We start from the raw sequence: 15,536 nt of genomic DNA, 5'->3' as shown, positions 1-15,536 counted from the left end.
AACGTTCTTCGAGTGAACTCCACGGAAGGAAGCTCTTGCCCATCAAGGAACTGCAGATCCCCACCCCGGACGGCCGGGCCGACGCTTTCGCCGCCTTCCCCGACCACGACGAGCCGCACCCAGGGGTGCTCATGTATGCGGACGGCTTCGGTATCCGGCCCGTACTGCGGGAGATGGCCTGCGAACTGGCCGGGCACGGGTACTACGTGCTCGTCCCCAACTTCCTCTACCGGCACGGCCCGGCACCGGTGATCGAACTCCCCGAGAACATCGGAGAAGACGCCCGGCACGCGGTCTTCGCCCAGCTGATGCCCTTGATCGAGGCGCACACCGCCGAACGTTCCCTGAGCGACGCCGACGCCTACCTCAGGTTCCTCACCGCCCGGCCCGAGGTCGGCGCCGGACCGGTCGCGGTGACCGGCTACTGCATAGGCGGCCTCCTGGCGATGCGCACCGCCGCGGCCCACCCCGGCCAGGTGGCCGCCGTCGCCGCGTTCCACGGCCCTGTGGCCGCCGACGGGCCCGAAGGCCTGCACCGTCTCCTCACCAAGATCACCGCCCAAGTCCACCTCGGCCACGCCGAAGGCGACATGACGCCCGAGGCCCTCGGCGAACTCAACCAAGCCCTGGACGCCGCAAGTGTCGACCACACCTCCGAGATCTACCCCGGCACCGTCCACGGCTTCACGATGTCCGACACCGACGCCTTCAACGCCTCCGGGCTGCAGCGCCACTGGGACCGCCTGCTCCCCCTCCTCGGCCGCACCCTGGCCGGCGGCTGACGCTCCGGCCCGGAATCCCGGCCGGAGCCGAACGGGTAGCGGGCGCGGACCCGTCCAACTCGCGATCACGCCGATTCCCGGCTCTCCGGACGCACAAGATCGTGAGCGGGCTGGCCAAGAGGACGGCGGTAGCGCAACTTGTTCAGAGCGGCTCCGCCAGTGGTGTCTTCCACGGCCGCGCCATCTGCACGCCAACCGGCGGCCTCGTAGAAGCGCCGGGCGCGTTCATTGTCTTCCAGTACCCACAAGGTGGCTTGCGTGTAGTCGGCCAGTCCGAGGGTGGTCAGCGTGGCCAGCATCAACTGTTTTCCGATCCCCGTGCCCCACGCCTCCGGCATCGCGTAGAGCGTGCCGATTTCGGCGACGGCGGGCGTCTCCTGAGACGGGCTGAAACCTGCGAACCCGACGACCCCCACCTCGGTCTCGGCCACCAGCACTCCCGAAGTCGGCCACTGTGTCGCCTCGATGCGTGTCTTCCAGTCGGACTCTTCACGGCTCGGGTCCATGGCATCGAGGTAGTGCTGCGGAACGAGACCGGCAAAGGCCGCCTGCCAGGAGCGCACGTAGACGCCGGCTACTGCTGAAGCGTCATCGGGCCACGCCTGTCGAATCTGCATGGTCGTCATTCTTCAAGGCTCCACAGGCCCGGACCAAGCTCTTTTCCCGAGCGGGATGTTGAGTGCTCGGCTGCCTGTTCCAGCAGTGCCCGCGCCGAGTTCGCGCATCGGATCGCGGTCCTCTCGCTGAGGCCGAAGACCTCAGCGAGGTGGGGCGGGTCGGGGCCATGAGCGGGGGCTTCTTCGAGCTGGGGTCCATGCAGCTTCTCGGATCCGGTTGAGGTAGTTCCCAGACCATCGCCGCATGGCGGGCCAGGGAACGGGGGCCGTGGCCGTGCAGCAGCCGGGCCCGGTCCGCCATCGAGGGCGATCCCGGTGGCGAGCCCGTCGAGCTCGGACTCCAGCCACAGCTCGAACGATGACGGCCGGTCATCGAGGACACGCCGACGTGGTCGAGTACTTCCGTAGTCCGCTCGACGCTCAGCCCGCGCGACCGAAGCACCGGGAAGACTTCCGAGTACCGGACCACGTCGCCCTCCTCCTGGCCGGCCAGGACGGCCGGTCAGTACGTCGGTCTCAAACCGCTCCAGTTCCCCAGGTCGCGTCACCCCGGCTCTCACCAGGCCCTTTCCCCATACGCTGGCCCTGTGAACGAAATGCCCCGGGACCACCGGCCCGCGAAGTCCATCAGGGTCCTGCTCGCCGAGGACCCGGGCATGACGCGCGGGGCGCTCGCCTTACTGCTCGGGATGGAGCCGGACCTCACGGTCGTGGCGCAGGTGTCGGCCGGGGAGGCGATCGTGGACGCCGCCCTCACGTACCGGCCGGACGTCGCCCTCCTCGACGTCGAACTCCCGGGCCGCAGCGGCCTCGACATCGCTGCCGAGCTGCGCGACCAGGCGCCGGACTGCCGGGTCCTGCTCCTGACCACCCACGGCCGCCCCGGCCACCTCCATCGGGCCATGGCCGCGGGCGCCGCCGGTTTCCTGGTGAAGGACGCCCCCATGGAGGAGCTGGCGACCGCGATCCGCCGAGTCCTGACCGGCGAGACGGTCATCGACCCTGCCCTTGCCGCCACCGCACACGACGCCACCGGCCTCGGCGCGACCTCGCACGACCTCACCGCCCTTGACACCACCGCACACGACGCCACCGCCCTCGACGCGACCGCACCCGCCGTCACCGCCCTCGACGCCGAGCCCAACCCGCTCACCGCTCAGGAGCGCGATGTCCTCAGGGCCTCGGCGGACGGCGCGACGATCACCGACGTCGCCGCCCAGCTCCACCTCCCCGAGCCGACGGTCCGCGAGTGCCTCTCCTACGCCGTCGCCAAGACCGGCACCAGCGAGCAGACGGCGGCGCTGCGGGAGGCCCAGCGGCAGGGGTGGCTGTAGCCGCGGCCTCAGTGACGGTTCACCTGCCCCCTACTTCGTCACCCCCACCGACTTGTACTCCGTCCCTTCCGGCGCCACGCACACGAACCAGTTGACCGGAGACTTGGCCGCCGGACGGATCGCCGGGACGTCGGTGTCGAGGGTCTCGTTGTCAGGGGTCGTGTGGAGCGTGGTCCGCATGCCGTTCTTCCAGGTGCAGGTGACCTCTTTGGCCGTCGGGGCGACCTGGCCGATGACGAGGCGGTTGGGGCCGCTGTCGGCCGGGTCCAGAGGGATCGCGGCGGACTGGAGGTCCTTGCCCGAGTCGGGGCTGTTCTCGTTGAAGACGTCGAACATGGTGACCGCCGTGTCGCCGTCGCCGTACGTCCGGCTCACGAAGTACGCGCTCTTGCCGATCAGGTCCGAGGCCTTGTCCACCGGCAGGCTCCCGTACGCGCCCAGGGCCTCCCACTGGGCCTGTGCCTCACCCGCGTCGCGAGGCGCCGGCCACACGTCGAGGGTGACCCACCATTCCTGGTTGCCGTCGGTGCCGGTCGCGAGCATGGTCCGCTCCGGCGTGTACACGTTCTGCACGGACGGGGTCGGCGCCTGTGTCGCCACCTGCGCACCCCGGCCCTCGCTCCCGCCCGGCAGCCCCGCCACCGCCAGTGTCCCCGCCGAGCCGACCAGCACCAGGGCCGTCGCCGTGGCCACCGCCCAGCGACGGGCCTTGCGGCGGCGGCCGCCCCGAATCACCGCGTCGTAGGGGGCTATGCCGATCTCGACCTCGTCCGCGGCGTCGGCCAGCAGGAACGCGACGTCCGTGTGGGTCATGTCGTGACCGGTCATGTCGTGGCTGGTCCTGTCATGGCTGGTCATGTCACGGCTGGTCCTGTCATGGCTGGTCATGCCGTGGTTCGTCTCCCGGTCCGCGCTCATCAGCCCCGCCCTCCCTGCGTCACCATCTCGGCCAGTCCCGGTATGGCGCGGAGTTTCGCGATCCCCTTGGCCGCATTGCTCTTCACCGCGCCGACGGAGCAGCCCATCGCCTCCGCCGTCTGTGTCTCGGTCAGGTCCTCCCAGTACCGCAGCACCACCGCCTCCCGCTGTCGCGGCGGCAGTTGGGCGAGGGCCGACAGCAGGGAGCTGCGGTCCTCGGCCCGGCCGATGCGGTCCTCGGTGTCCGCCACCTCGCGCGCCAGGCCGGAGTCGTCCTTCGGCGCCAGGAACTCCCTGAGCCGTCGGCGGTGTTTGCGTGCGTGCGCGTTGATCATCACGCGCCGTACATAGGCCTCCGGGTCGTCGGCCGAGCCGACTCTGCGCCAGGCCACGTAGACCTGTTCGAGCGTCGACTGGACCAGGTCCTCCGCGGCGTGCTGCTCCCCCGTGAGGAGAAATGCCGTCCGCATCAGCCGCGGCCAGCGGCCGATGACAAAGCTCTGGAACTCCGTGTCCCGAGCCGCCTTGCGATCCCCCATGGGCACCTCCTTGATATTCAAAGGAGTCCATGGACCGCCCAGATCGTTGCCTCAGGAGGCAGAGGTTTTTCTCGGCAGCCACAGCAGCATCAGCACCGCCCCCGCCAGCAGCACCGCCGCCGACGTACGGAACACCAACGCGTACCCCTCAGTCCCCTCCGAACGCGCCGCCGCGATCGTCGACATGACCGCGAGCCCCAGCGAACCCCCCATCGTGCGCGAGGTGTTGACCAGCCCCGACACCAGCCCGGCGTCACCCGGCCGCGCCCCGGACGTCGCCAGCGCCGCGAGAGGCGTCGCCCCCAGACCCGCGCCCAGCATCATCAGGATGCCCGGCACCATGATCGAGGTCACATACCCGCCCGTCACGCTCAGCGTCGACTGCCAGCCGAAGCCGACGGCCGCCACGACCGTGCCCAGCACCGCCACGTTGCGCGCGCCGACCGTCCGCATCAGCCGCGGCGCCAGCTTGGAGCCGACGACCACGGCCAGCGAACTCGGCACCAGCGCCAGGCCGGCCTCCAGCGGGGTGTAGCCGAGGACGTTCTGCACGTACAGCGTCATGAAGAACCACATGCAGAACATCGCCGACCCGGACAGGAACATCGCCACGTTCGCCGACGCCACCGCCCGCAGCCGGAGCAGCCCCAGCGGCATCAGCGGAGCCGCCGTACGCGACTCCACGAGGAGGAAGGCGCCGATCAGAGCGGGACCGGCGAGCAGGGGTACGACCGTGGCGGGCGCCGTCCAGCCCGAGGCCTCCGTCTGCGAGATGCCGTAGGCCAAGGTCGCGAGACCGGCCGTCACCAGCACCGCACCCAGCAGGTCCAGCCGCTGTCTGTCCCCGGTGCGGCTCTCCACCAGCCAGCGCACCGCAGCGGCCAGCACCACCGCCCCCACCGGCACGTTGATCAGCAGCACCCAGCGCCAGGACAGCACGTCCACCAGCACCCCGCCGACGAGCCCGCCCGCCGCGCCACCGCCCGCGCCGACGGCGGTCCACGTCCCTATCGCCCGGGCCCGCGCCGCCCCCTCCGGCACCGCCGCCGTCAGAATCGTCAGCGTCGAGGGCGCCAGCACGGCCGCGCCCAGCCCCTGCACGGCCCGCGCCACCAGCAGCTGCCAGTCCTGCTGGGCCAGCCCGCCGGCCAGCGAGGCCAGGGTGAACAGGCCGAGCCCGACGAGGAACATCCGCTTACGGCCGTAGAGGTCCCCGGCCCGCCCACCGAGCAGCATGAAGCCGGCGAAGGCGATCGCGTAGGCGTTCACCGCCCACTGCAACCCCTGCGCGCTCAGCCCCAGATCGGCCCGCATCGATGGCAGCGCGACATTCACGACGGACACGTCGAGCACGACCAGGAACTGCCCGGCGCACGCGAGGGCCAGCACCAGCCAGGTGGGCGGCGCGGAACGGCGGGAGGCGCGGGTGACACCGGCGGCTTCGAGCATGGATGTCATGCTCTCAACGACGGACGCTCCTGGCATCAGGAATTCGGTCTAGGACCGTTCCCCGAAAGTCCTAGGCCTGTTCCCCAAGAGAAGGTCAAAAAATCGTTAGCTGGCCAAAGCATCGGAATAGTTGCCCAGGCACACCGGGTTGATCCCCCACATGACACAAACGACGAACGAACAGCCCACCGGCAGAGCGGCCAACGGCGTATCCGGCGCCCTCGTCCCGGTCCTCGCCTTCGCGGGCATCGTTGTCGCGGTAATGCAGACCCTGCTCGTCCCGGTCATCAAGGACCTGCCGCAGCTGCTGGACACCGCGCCCAGCAACGCCACCTGGGTCCTGACCTCCACCCTGCTCTCGGGTGCCGTCGCCACCCCGATCATGGGCCGCCTCGGTGACCTCTACGGCAAGCGGCGGCTGCTGATAGCCAGCCTGTCGGTGATGGTGGTCGGCGCGCTGATCAGCGCGCTCACCAGCACCCTGCTCCCCATGATCGTCGGCCGTACCCTCCAGGGCTTCGCGATGGGCGCGATCCCCCTCGGCATCGGCCTGATGCGCGACATGCTGCCCCGCGAGCGGCTCGGCTCGGCGATGGCCCTGATGAGCTCCTCCATCGGCGTCGGCGGCGGGCTCGCGCTGCCCGCCGCGGCCCTGGTCGCCCAGCACGCGAACTGGCACGCCCTCTTCTACGGCGCCGCCGGCCTCGGCGTCCTCTCCATCGCCCTCACCCTCCTCGTCGTACCGGAGTCCAAGGTCCGCGCGGAGGGCACCTTCGACCTGCTCGGCGCGCTCGGCCTGTCCGCCGGACTCGTCCTCTTCCTCCTCCCGATCACCAAGGGCAGCGACTGGGGCTGGACCTCCGGCACCACCCTCGGCATGTTCGCCGCGTCGGCCGCCGTCCTCCTCCTCTGGGGCGTCTACGAGCTGCGCACCAAGGCCCCCCTCGTCGACCTGCGCACCACGGCCCGACCGGCGGTCCTCTTCACGAACCTCGCGTCGATCATGGTCGGGGTCTCGTTCTACGTCGTCTCGCTCGTCCTCCCCCAGCTCCTCCAGCTGCCGAAGGAGACCGGCTACGGCCTCGGCCAGTCGATGGTCGTCGCGGGTCTGCTGGTGGCCCCGCTGGGCCTGACGATGATGTTCACCGCACCGGTCTACGCCCGCCTCTCCGCGAAGTACGGCCCCAAGGTCACCCTCATCCTCGGCATGCTGATCATCGCGATCGGCTACGGCGCCGGCCTCGGCCTGATGAGCGCCCCCTGGCAGAGCCTCGTCATCGCGGTCGTCCTGGGCGCCGGCATAGGCCTGGCCTACTCCTCTCTCCCCGCACTGATCATCGGCGCGGTCCCGGCCTCCGAGACGGGCGCGGCGAACGGCCTCAACACGCTGATGCGTTCCATCGGTACGTCCGTGTCGAGCGCCGTCATCGGCATGGTGCTGGCCAACACCGCGAACACCGTGAACGGCGTCGAGATCCCGACGATGCACGGCTTCCGGGTCTCCTTCCTGATCGCGACCGCCGCCGTCGCCGTAGGCCTCCTGCTGGCCCTCTTCCTCCCGAAGCAGCGCCCGGCCGCCGCCCACCCGCAGCTGCGCGCCAGCAGCGAGGAGGACGCCAACCTGGAGCGCGCCGAGGAGGCCCTGCGCGGCTTCCGCGGCCGTGTCCTGGACGCCGAGGGCACGCCGGTCGCCCGCGCCAAGGTGACCCTGATCGACCGCCGGGGCCGCCAGGCGGGCGCGACCCTCTCCGCGGAGGACGGCACCTACGCCCTCACGGTCCCCGCCCAGGGCGCCTACGTCCTGGCCGCCCGCGCCGACGGCCACGCCCCGCTCGCCTCGTCGGCGACGCACGCGGGCGACGACAGCGCGGTGGACGTGGACCTGGCGCTGCCGACGGAGACGGTCACCGCCTGACGCCGACACCCGACTCCCGGCTGCTCACACCCCCCGTCGCCCAGGTGACGGGGGGTGTGGTGCACGATGGGTGGCGCCCAGACGCTCGAAACACTCGTAGCGCTCGTACGACCGAAAGGGACCCGCATGGCCGCCCAGGCCCCCCAACCCGAGATCCTGGCCGCGTTCGAGGCGGCGAAGGGCTTCATGCCCGTGGGCGAGGGGCTCGCGCTCTACGCGGCGGCCGTCGAAGCAGGCCGGCTCGGCCTGCCGCTCCTGGAGGTCGGCACGTACTGCGGCCGTTCGACGATCCTCCTGGCCGACGCGGCCCGCGCGGCCGGAGTGACGGCCCTCACGGTCGACCACCACCGCGGCAGCGAGGAGCAGCAGCCCGGCTGGGACTACCACGACCCGGAGACGGTCGACCCCGAGATCGGCCTGATGGACACGCTGCCGACGTTCCGCCGCACGCTGCGCAAGGCCGGCCTGGAGGAGCACGTGGTCGCCCTCGTCGGCCGCTCCCCGCAGGTGGCGAAGGTCTGGGGCACTCCCCTCGGCCTCGTCTTCATCGACGGCGGCCACACCGACGAGCACGCGAACGCCGACTACGAGGGCTGGGCCCCGCATGTCGCCGAGGGCGGACTGCTCGTCATCCACGACGTGTTCCCGGACCCGGTGGACGAGTTCACCGGCCAGGCGCCGTACCGGGTGTATCTACGGGCGCTGGAGTCCGGGGCGTTCGCGGAGGTGTCGGTGACGGAGTCGCTGCGGGTGCTGAAGCGGACGGGGACTGGGACGGGGATCTGATCCTGCGGCCGACCTGCCGTGCTCGATCGCGCCTTCACGCGGAGCGCCGGGTCGGCCCGTAAGGTGTCAGGCGTGTCGTACGTAGGCCCGGATTTCGAACCTCCCCACCCCCGCCGCCCGCACCGCCGCGCCCTGACCGTCGTGGCCGCCGCCCTCGTACCGGGCGCGCTGCTCGGCTGGGTGCTGTACGAGGCGATGGGTGACTCCGGCAACACAGGCGCGTCGGGCAACGCGGCCGTACGGCCGTCGGAGACACCGCCGACCATCTCCGCGACGAACGACGACAAGCCCCCGGGGCCGACGCCCACGGCCGATTCCACTTCGGCGCCCGCGTCGTCCGGCCCCCTCAAGGGCAAGGTCGTCGTCATCGACCCGGGCCACAACCCGGGCAACTTCCAGCACACGGCCGAGATCAACCGCAAGGTCGACATCGGCACCAACTGGAAGGAGTGCGACACCACGGGGACATCCACCAACGACGGCTACACCGAGGCGAAGTTCACCCTCGACGTCGCCCACCGCCTGCGCACGCTGCTGCAGAAGCAGGGCGCCACGGTGAAGTTCACGCAGGACGGCGACCGGCCGTGGGGCCCGTGCGTCGACGAACGAGCACAGATCGGCAACAAGGCGCACGCCGACGCCGTCGTCTCCATCCACGCGGACGGCGCGGCCACCGGCCAACGCGGCTTCCACGTCATCCTCCCGGGCAAGGTGTCCAAGGGCGCCGCGAACACCGCCCCGATCGTCACCCCCTCCCGCGACCTCGGCGAGCGCATCGCGGGCTCCTTCGTCCGCGTCACGGGCAGCGCCCCCTCCAACTACGTCGGCAATGGCACCGGCCTGGTCACACGCGAGGACCTCGGCGGTCTCAATCTGTCAACGGTTCCCAAGGTGTTCATCGAGTGCGGCAACATGCGCGATAGCAAGGACGCGGCACAGCTCACCAGCGGCGCTTGGCGGCAGAAGGCGGCGCGAGGGATCTCTGAGGGAATCGTGAGTTTCCTGCGCGGGTAGTGATCAGCGGGCTGATCCCGGCGGACACCCTCGCCGGTCGGAAGATAGGGTCGTCCCTACGATGAGGGGCCACCCCCGCGCTTCACACCGGGGCCTGAGGGCGACATGGTGACAGCGACGCCTCCAGCGATGCCGATGACGAGACGACTGACGAAGGACCTGAAGTGAATATCCGCTCCCTCACTCGAGGCGACGGCGTGGTGATCGGAGCAGCGGTGTTGCTGTTGATCGCGTCGTTCCTCGATCTCTACTCGATCGACGGAGTTCCTGACAGCGCCGACCTCCCGAATCTCTGGGGAAGCGGGCCGGTCGTGCTCAGCGTCATCCTGGCCGGAGTGATCGGCGCCGCACTCGTCGTCGTTGCCCGCGGCCTGCCGCAGGTGCCCAAGGTCGCCGGTCTGGACCTCGGCCAGTTCGGCATCGCCTTCACGGTCTTCGCCGCCTGGAGCGCGCTCGGCAACATCTTCGACATGGCGGGCGGCGCCGACAACATCGGCGAGAGCTCTGGCACCGGCCCCGACCCGGGCATCGGCATGATCCTCTCCTTCGTCGCCACCCTGGTCATGGCCGGCGCCGCCATCGCCACCCCCCTCGTCCCCGCCCTCCAGGCCGCCCTCATCCCGGCCCCCCGCCCCGCCGCCCCGCAGCCCTACGGCGGTCAGCCGCAGGGTGGTTACGGCTACCCGGGTGCGCAGCAGCCGCAGCAGCCGTACGGTGGGCAGCCGCAGCCGGGGCAGCCCTTCGGTGGGCAGCCGCAGCCGGGGCAGCCTCAGCCGCAGGCGCCCGCCGGGGACTTCTCGCCGTTCTGGTTCGCCGTGCCCGTGCCGCGTCCGCTGTTCGCGGAGGACGGCTCGCCGTCCCCGATCGCCGAACTCGCGCCGGGCACCTGGTACCTGGCCGTCGAGCAACGCGGCCCGGCCCTGGTCGCGCAGACGCAGGACGGTCGGCGTGGTGTCCTCCAGGACACCTCGGGCATCCAGCGCGGCTGAGCAACCGAAGCCGTACTACGGCCCCTCACCCTTCCCGGTGAGGGGCCGTTGTCGTACAGTCGCCCTCCGACCGATCCACCTGACATGCCGTCAGAAGGAGGCAGGCGTATGCGGCTCGGGCTCGCACTCGGCTACTGGGGGCGCGGCCCCTCCGCGGACCACCTTCCCCTCGCCCAGGAGGCCGAGCGGCTCGGCTATGACTCCGTGTGGACCGCCGAGTCCTGGGGGTCCGATGCCTTCACACCGCTCACCTGGATCGCCGCGCGGACCTCAAGGATCAAGCTGGGTACGGCCGTTGCCCAGATGGCCGCCCGCTCCCCCACCACCACCGCCATGCACGCCCTCACCCTCGACCACCTCTCCGGCGGCCGCATGATGCTGGGGCTCGGGCTGTCGGGGCCGCAGGTGGTGGAGGGGTGGTACGGGCGGCCGTTCCCGAAGTCGCCGCTGACCGCGACGCGGGAGTACGTCGATGTCGTACGGCAAGTGCTCAGGCGCGAGGCGCCCGTGGAGCTCGACGGGCGGTTTCACTCCCACCCGTATCACGGCCCGGACGCCACCGGCATCGGCAAGGCCCTGAAGTCGATCACCCATCCCCTGCGTCCCGACCTTCCCGTCCTCCTCGGCGCAGAGGGACCGAAGAACGTCGCCCAGACGACGCGGATCGCCGACGGGTGGCTGCCGTTGTACTGGTCGCCGAGCAGGCCGGAGGTGTACGGGGAGGTGGTCCGTGAACTTCCCGAGGACTTCCTCGTCGCCCCCATGGCGCGTGTCCAGGTCTGCGATGACGTGGCGGAAGGGCTTCTCCCCGTCAAGGTCATGCTCGGCTTCTACATCGGCGGTATGGGCCACGCCGCCCGCAACTTCCACGCCGATCTCATGGCGCGCATGGGGTACGAGGAAGAAGCCCGCCGGATTCAGCGGCTGTTCCTGGACGGGCGTCGGGACGAGGCCGTGCTCGCCGTTCCCGACGCCTTCGCCGACGAGATCTCCCTCGTCGGGCCGCGTGAACGCATCGCCGAGCGGCTGGAGTTGTGGCGGAAGGGGCCGGTGACGGATCTGCTGGTCCTCTCGCCCGATCCGCACACCCTGCGTGTGCTTTCCGAGCTCAACTCGTAGCGTCCCGGCTCATATTCACTGGAAGACCGAGATCGGGTCCAGCGTCAGCTCGCCCGTCGTGCCGTTCCAGGTGCGCACCCTGCCCAGGCACGTCGCCGGGAACTCCTCCTCCACCGAGAAGCTGTCGACGCGGAACTCCTCCTCGCGGACCCAGGCCCCCTCGCGGGTGATCTTCATCTGTGGGCGCGGCTCGCCACTGCCGTAGCGGGCGGCAGGACGACGTCCTCGCCGTCTCTGCGGACCGTGAAGAGGCCGGAGACCGAGACGTAGGTCCCTCAGAGGATCGCCGGTGACCATGTTGACGGGCGAATGACCGTACCGGGAAGGCCAGTTGAACGCAGCAACCCGTTGGGGCTCAGGCCACCCGGTTTGAGCCACGCCGACCGGGCTACCCGGGAGGGCATGTCCCCTCAATATCGCAACGGCGCCAATCAGGCCGGCACGGTCATAGCGATCATCGCCGATGTCATGGCCGTCATCCTGGGCCTGTGGATCCTGATGTACCTACTGGACGCCAACCGAGCGAACGACTTCGTCCAGTTCGTCCACGACGCGGCCCGCTGGCTGGCGGGTTGGTCCCACGACCTGTTCACGTTCGACGAGGAGTGGGCGCGAGTGGTCGCCGGGTACGGCCTGGCGGCGGTGGTGTACTTGTTCATCGGCCATGCGATCGCCAATCGAGTACACCGCCACTGAAGCCCACCTAGGGGCGCGGGGAACTGCGCGACCGGCCACAACGGAACCCGCACCCGCCATGCAACGGAACCACCCGAGCTCTCAGGCGCAACAGTCCGGGTCCAGCCCAGCCGGCAGGCGATCCCCACCGAACACCGCACACGTCGCCTCATCCCCACCCAGCGCGGCAACGGCCAACACCAACGACCCCGCCGTCCAAGTGGTCAGCTCCCGCGGCCAGATCGCGTCGTCCTCGAAGACGTACCCCGTCCAGTAGAGCCCGCTCTCCGCGTCCCGCAGATGCTGGATCGACTGCAGGATCTCCAGCGCCCGATCGGACTCGCCCATCGCCCAGAGAGCCAGGGCGAGTTCCGCGGACTCGCCCCCCGTCACCCACGGATTCGGCACGACACACCGCACCCCGAGCCCGGGAACGACGAACCGCTCCCAGCCCTCCTCCATACGGGACTTGGCCTCCGCGCCGGTCAACGCCCCGCCCAGCACCGGGTAGTACCAGTCCATGGAGTAGCGGTCCTTGTCCAGGAACCGCTCCGGGTGCCGGCGGATCGCATGCCGCAACGCCCCCGCCGCCAACTCCCAGTCCGGCTGCGCCTCTTCCCGCTGCTCGGCGATGGCCAGCGCGCACCGCAGCGCGTGGTGGATCGAGGAGGAACCCGTCAGCAGGGCGTCCGCCGTCGGTGTCCCGTCGTCGTCGCGCCGCCAGCCGATCTGCCCGCCCGGCTGCTGGAGCTTCAGGACGAACTCGATCGCGGCGTAGACGGACGGCCACATGCGGTCCAGGAACGTGTCGTCGCCGGTGGAGAGGTAGTGGTGCCAGACGCCTACGGCGATGTAGGCGACGAAGTTGGTCTCGCGGCCGGTGTCGGTGACGTCGTCGAAGGCCCCGTCCGCGTAGGCGGCGTACCAGGAGCCGTCGTCGTTCTGGTGCGTCGCCAGCCAGGTGTACGCCCGCTCGGCGGCGGCGTGCTCACCGGCCGCGTCCAGCGCCATCGCCGCCTCGACGTGGTCCCACGGGTCGAGGTGGTGCCCGCGGAACCACGGGATCGCCCCGTCCTCCCGCTGCACGGCGAGGATCCCCGCCACGGTCGCGGCAGCCTGCTCGGCGGTGAGGACCCCGGGCAGGACGAGGTGTTCTGTCCGGGGAGTGGTCACCGGGCGTCCACCGCCGGAAGGTGCGGCTTGGTCGCGTACGCCACGAAGCTCTTGCCGATCAGCGGGTTCAGCGCCTGTTCGGCGACCCGGGTGGCCAGCGGTTTCTTCATGATGTCCCAGACCAGCAGCTTGTGGTACGCCCGTACCGGCAGCGCCTTGTCGTTGTCGACGCCGAACGCGCACTTCAGCCACCAGTACGGGGAGTGGAGAGCGTGCGCGTGGTGGGTGCCGTACGGCTTCAGGCCCGCCTCGCGGATCTTCGCCAGCAGCTCGTCCGCTTTGTAGATGCGGATGTGGCCGCCCTCGACCTCGTGGTAGGCGTCGGAGAGCGTCCAGCAGACCTTCTCGGGGCCGTAGCGCGGGACGGTGATGGCGATACGGCCGCCGGGCCTGAGCACCCGGACCATCTCGGCGAGTACGCCCTTGTCGTCCGGGATGTGCTCCATCACCTCGGAGATGATCACGACGTCGAAGGACTCGTCCGGGAAGGGGAGGGCGAGCGCGTCGCCCTCCATCGCCGTGGCGGTCGCGCCCTCGGGGGCCTCGCCCGCCTCCTTCATCGCCGCGAACCACTTGGCGACCTCGCGGATCTCCTCACCGTTCTGGTCCAGCGCCACGACCTGGGCACCGCGCCGGTAGCACTCGAACGCGTGCCGTCCGGCACCGCAGCCGAGGTCCAGGACACGGTCGCCCGGGGCGAGCGGGAACCGGGAGAAGTCGACGGTCAGCACGTGGCCCTGCTTTCGGAGTTGGCGCCTTCAACGACGGTGGGTGCAGCCCCTGCGGGGGCCGCGGAGCGGCTGGGGGTCTGGGGCGCGGAGCGATCGGCGGCCGGAGCGGCGGAGCTGCGCGCCATGTCCATCGCCTCGCGGTAGCGGGCCACGGTGCCCTCGGCGGCGCGGGCCCAGGTGAAGTGCCGCAGCACGCGCTCGCGTCCCGCGGAACCGAGCCGTGCCCGCAACTCCTCGTCCCCCAGCAGCCGGTTCAGGCCGGCGGCCAGCGCCCCCGCGTCGCCGGGCGGCACCGCCAGGCACGTCTCGCCGTCCCGGCCGGCGACCTCGGGAATCGCCCCGCCGGTCGTGGCGACGAGCGGCGTCCCGGTGGCCATGGCCTCGGCGGCCGGCAGGGAGAAGCCTTCGTAGAGCGACGGTACGCACGCCACCTGTGCCGAGCGCACGAGGTCGACGAGTTCGGCGTCGGAGATGCCCTTGACGAACTCGACGGCGCCTTCGAGGCCGTACCGCTCGATGGTCTGCGCGACCGGGCCCTCCTCGGGCCGCTTGCCGACGACGACGAGATGGGCGTCGGGGTGCTCGGTGCGGACCTTGGCGAGCGCCTCGACGAGGAAGACCAGGCCCTTCAGCGGGACGTCGGCGCTGGACGTCGTGACGATGCGGCCCGGTATCCGCGGTACCGACGGATCCGGCGAGAAAAGGTCCGTGTCCGCGCCGATGTGGACCACGTGGATACGGTCCTGCCGGACGCCGAGGTGGTCGACGATCTCGGCGCGGGAGGTGCCCGACACGGTCAGCACCGACGGCAGCCGGCGCGCGACGCGCTTCTGCATCCGTGTGAACGCGTACCAGCGGCGGACCGACATCCGGCGCTGCCAGCCCTGCGCCGCGTCCAGCTCCAGTTGGCGGTCGACGGTGATGGGGTGGTGGATGGTGGTGACGAGGGGGGCGCCGACGTCGCCCAACAGGCCGTAGCCGAGGGTCTGGTTGTCGTGCACTACGTCGAACTCGCCGCGCCGGGCGCGCAGATGGCGGCGGGCGCGGAGCGAGAAGGTCAGCGGCTCGGGGAAGCCGCCCGTCCACATCGTCCCCACTTCGAGCGCGTCGATCCAGTCGCGGTACTCGTCGCGCCCCGGGGTGCGGAAGGGGTCGGGCTGGCGGTAGAGGTCGAGGCTGGGGAGTTCGGTGAGGGTGAGGCGGTCGGCGTAATCCGCGCCCTCGTCGAGGACGGGGTAGGGCTGGGAGCCGATGACCTCGACGCGATGGCCGAGGCGGGCCAGCTCGCGCGAGAGGTGCCGTACGTAGACACCCTGACCGCCGCAGAACGGGTTCCCTTTATAGGTGAGAAGCGCGATGCCGAGCGGTCGCTCGCCGTCGGCGGCAAGGCCCTCCGGGGACCCGGCCTCCCTGGCCTCAGCGGTCACTCCGGACCCCCTTCTCCCTGCTCTGTCCCGCGAGATTACGCCGGGACGCTAATCTAGAACAAGTTTCA

General features: G+C 70.7%; 16 protein-coding genes. 8 read left to right on the top strand and 8 right to left on the bottom strand.

Translation table 11 applies throughout. From position 1 onward, the window contains the following. The first annotated feature begins 35 nt into the window (after positions 1-35). A complete protein-coding gene (locus tag BLU79_RS24050) occupies positions 36-782 on the top strand; it encodes a dienelactone hydrolase family protein (protein ID WP_093907942.1) in 747 nt (248 codons plus the stop codon). 65 nt (positions 783-847) lie between these two features. Here the strand turns inward: BLU79_RS24050 and BLU79_RS24045 are convergent, their stop codons facing one another. Beyond that, on the bottom strand, positions 848-1,408 hold the full coding sequence (locus tag BLU79_RS24045; protein ID WP_256333443.1) for a GNAT family N-acetyltransferase: 561 nt from the start codon (positions 1,406-1,408) through the stop codon (positions 848-850). A 587-nt stretch (positions 1,409-1,995) separates the two neighbouring features. On the opposite strand from BLU79_RS24045, the gene BLU79_RS24035 reads away from it, so the two are divergent. Continuing rightward, the gene (locus BLU79_RS24035; protein ID WP_093907941.1) at positions 1,996-2,733 is read left to right on the top strand and encodes a response regulator transcription factor; all 738 of its coding nucleotides are present in this window, start codon (positions 1,996-1,998) and stop codon (positions 2,731-2,733) included. 30 nt (positions 2,734-2,763) lie between these two features. Here BLU79_RS24035 and BLU79_RS24030 read toward each other — a convergent pair whose 3' ends face one another. From BLU79_RS24030 to BLU79_RS24020, 3 genes are read right to left on the bottom strand one after another with little or no spacing between them, the layout of a single operon-like run. Then, positions 2,764-3,651 (bottom strand): hypothetical protein, encoded by an 888-nt coding sequence (locus BLU79_RS24030; RefSeq protein ID WP_256333442.1) that lies wholly within the window; start codon positions 3,649-3,651, stop codon positions 2,764-2,766. After that, positions 3,651-4,190 carry a SigE family RNA polymerase sigma factor gene (locus BLU79_RS24025; protein WP_093907940.1) on the bottom strand — a complete coding sequence of 180 codons (540 nt, stop codon included), beginning with the start codon at positions 4,188-4,190 and terminating at the stop codon, positions 3,651-3,653. Before BLU79_RS24025 ends, BLU79_RS24030 begins: the two co-directional genes overlap by 1 nt. Before the next feature lie 51 nt (positions 4,191-4,241). Then, a complete protein-coding gene (locus BLU79_RS24020) occupies positions 4,242-5,639 on the bottom strand; it encodes an MFS transporter (RefSeq protein ID WP_177001156.1) in 1,398 nt (465 codons plus the stop codon). Positions 5,640-5,799: 160 nt separating this feature from the next. Between BLU79_RS24020 and BLU79_RS24015 the strand changes: the two genes are divergently transcribed. The 5 genes from BLU79_RS24015 to BLU79_RS23995 all read left to right on the top strand — a co-directional run bounded on the left by BLU79_RS24015 (position 5,800) and on the right by BLU79_RS23995 (position 11,462). Next, positions 5,800-7,554 (top strand): MFS transporter, encoded by a 1,755-nt coding sequence (locus BLU79_RS24015; protein WP_093907938.1) that lies wholly within the window; start codon positions 5,800-5,802, stop codon positions 7,552-7,554. 126 nt (positions 7,555-7,680) lie between these two features. Further along, positions 7,681-8,340, top strand: a complete 660-nt coding sequence (locus tag BLU79_RS24010) for a class I SAM-dependent methyltransferase (RefSeq protein WP_093907937.1) — start codon at positions 7,681-7,683, stop codon at positions 8,338-8,340. Between the two features lie 72 nt (positions 8,341-8,412). Continuing rightward, a complete protein-coding gene (locus BLU79_RS24005) occupies positions 8,413-9,354 on the top strand; it encodes an N-acetylmuramoyl-L-alanine amidase (protein ID WP_093907936.1) in 942 nt (313 codons plus the stop codon). Positions 9,355-9,518: 164 nt separating this feature from the next. Further along, entirely contained in the window at positions 9,519-10,343 is an 825-nt protein-coding gene (locus tag BLU79_RS24000) for a hypothetical protein (protein WP_093907935.1), read from the top strand. 108 nt (positions 10,344-10,451) lie between these two features. Continuing rightward, entirely contained in the window at positions 10,452-11,462 is a 1,011-nt protein-coding gene (locus tag BLU79_RS23995) for an LLM class F420-dependent oxidoreductase (protein WP_093907934.1), read from the top strand. 15 nt (positions 11,463-11,477) lie between these two features. Here the strand turns inward: BLU79_RS23995 and BLU79_RS48340 are convergent, their stop codons facing one another. Next, positions 11,478-11,639: a hypothetical protein gene (locus BLU79_RS48340; RefSeq protein ID WP_177001155.1), complete on the bottom strand. Its 162-nt coding sequence runs from the start codon at positions 11,637-11,639 to the stop codon at positions 11,478-11,480. Positions 11,640-11,864: 225 nt separating this feature from the next. On the opposite strand from BLU79_RS48340, the gene BLU79_RS23990 reads away from it, so the two are divergent. Next, the gene (locus BLU79_RS23990; RefSeq protein ID WP_093907933.1) at positions 11,865-12,158 is read left to right on the top strand and encodes a hypothetical protein; all 294 of its coding nucleotides are present in this window, start codon (positions 11,865-11,867) and stop codon (positions 12,156-12,158) included. 81 nt (positions 12,159-12,239) lie between these two features. Here BLU79_RS23990 and BLU79_RS23985 read toward each other — a convergent pair whose 3' ends face one another. Genes BLU79_RS23985 through BLU79_RS23975 form a run of 3 tightly spaced genes read right to left on the bottom strand, consistent with a single transcriptional unit; the run spans position 12,240 to position 15,468 of the window. After that, positions 12,240-13,310 carry a prenyltransferase/squalene oxidase repeat-containing protein gene (locus tag BLU79_RS23985; RefSeq protein WP_093907932.1) on the bottom strand — a complete coding sequence of 357 codons (1,071 nt, stop codon included), beginning with the start codon at positions 13,308-13,310 and terminating at the stop codon, positions 12,240-12,242. Further along, on the bottom strand, positions 13,307-14,041 hold the full coding sequence (locus BLU79_RS23980; RefSeq protein ID WP_093907931.1) for a class I SAM-dependent methyltransferase: 735 nt from the start codon (positions 14,039-14,041) through the stop codon (positions 13,307-13,309). The genes BLU79_RS23985 and BLU79_RS23980 overlap by 4 nt, the downstream gene beginning before the upstream one ends. Then, positions 14,035-15,468 carry a glycosyltransferase family 4 protein gene (locus tag BLU79_RS23975; RefSeq protein ID WP_093907930.1) on the bottom strand — a complete coding sequence of 478 codons (1,434 nt, stop codon included), beginning with the start codon at positions 15,466-15,468 and terminating at the stop codon, positions 14,035-14,037. The genes BLU79_RS23980 and BLU79_RS23975 overlap by 7 nt, the downstream gene beginning before the upstream one ends. Positions 15,469-15,536 lie beyond the last annotated feature (68 nt).

This window comes from Streptomyces sp. cf386 (genome assembly GCF_900103585.1).
Classification (GTDB): Bacteria; Actinomycetota; Actinomycetes; order Streptomycetales; family Streptomycetaceae; genus Streptomyces.
This window is presented reverse-complemented; position numbering and strand designations above follow the sequence as displayed.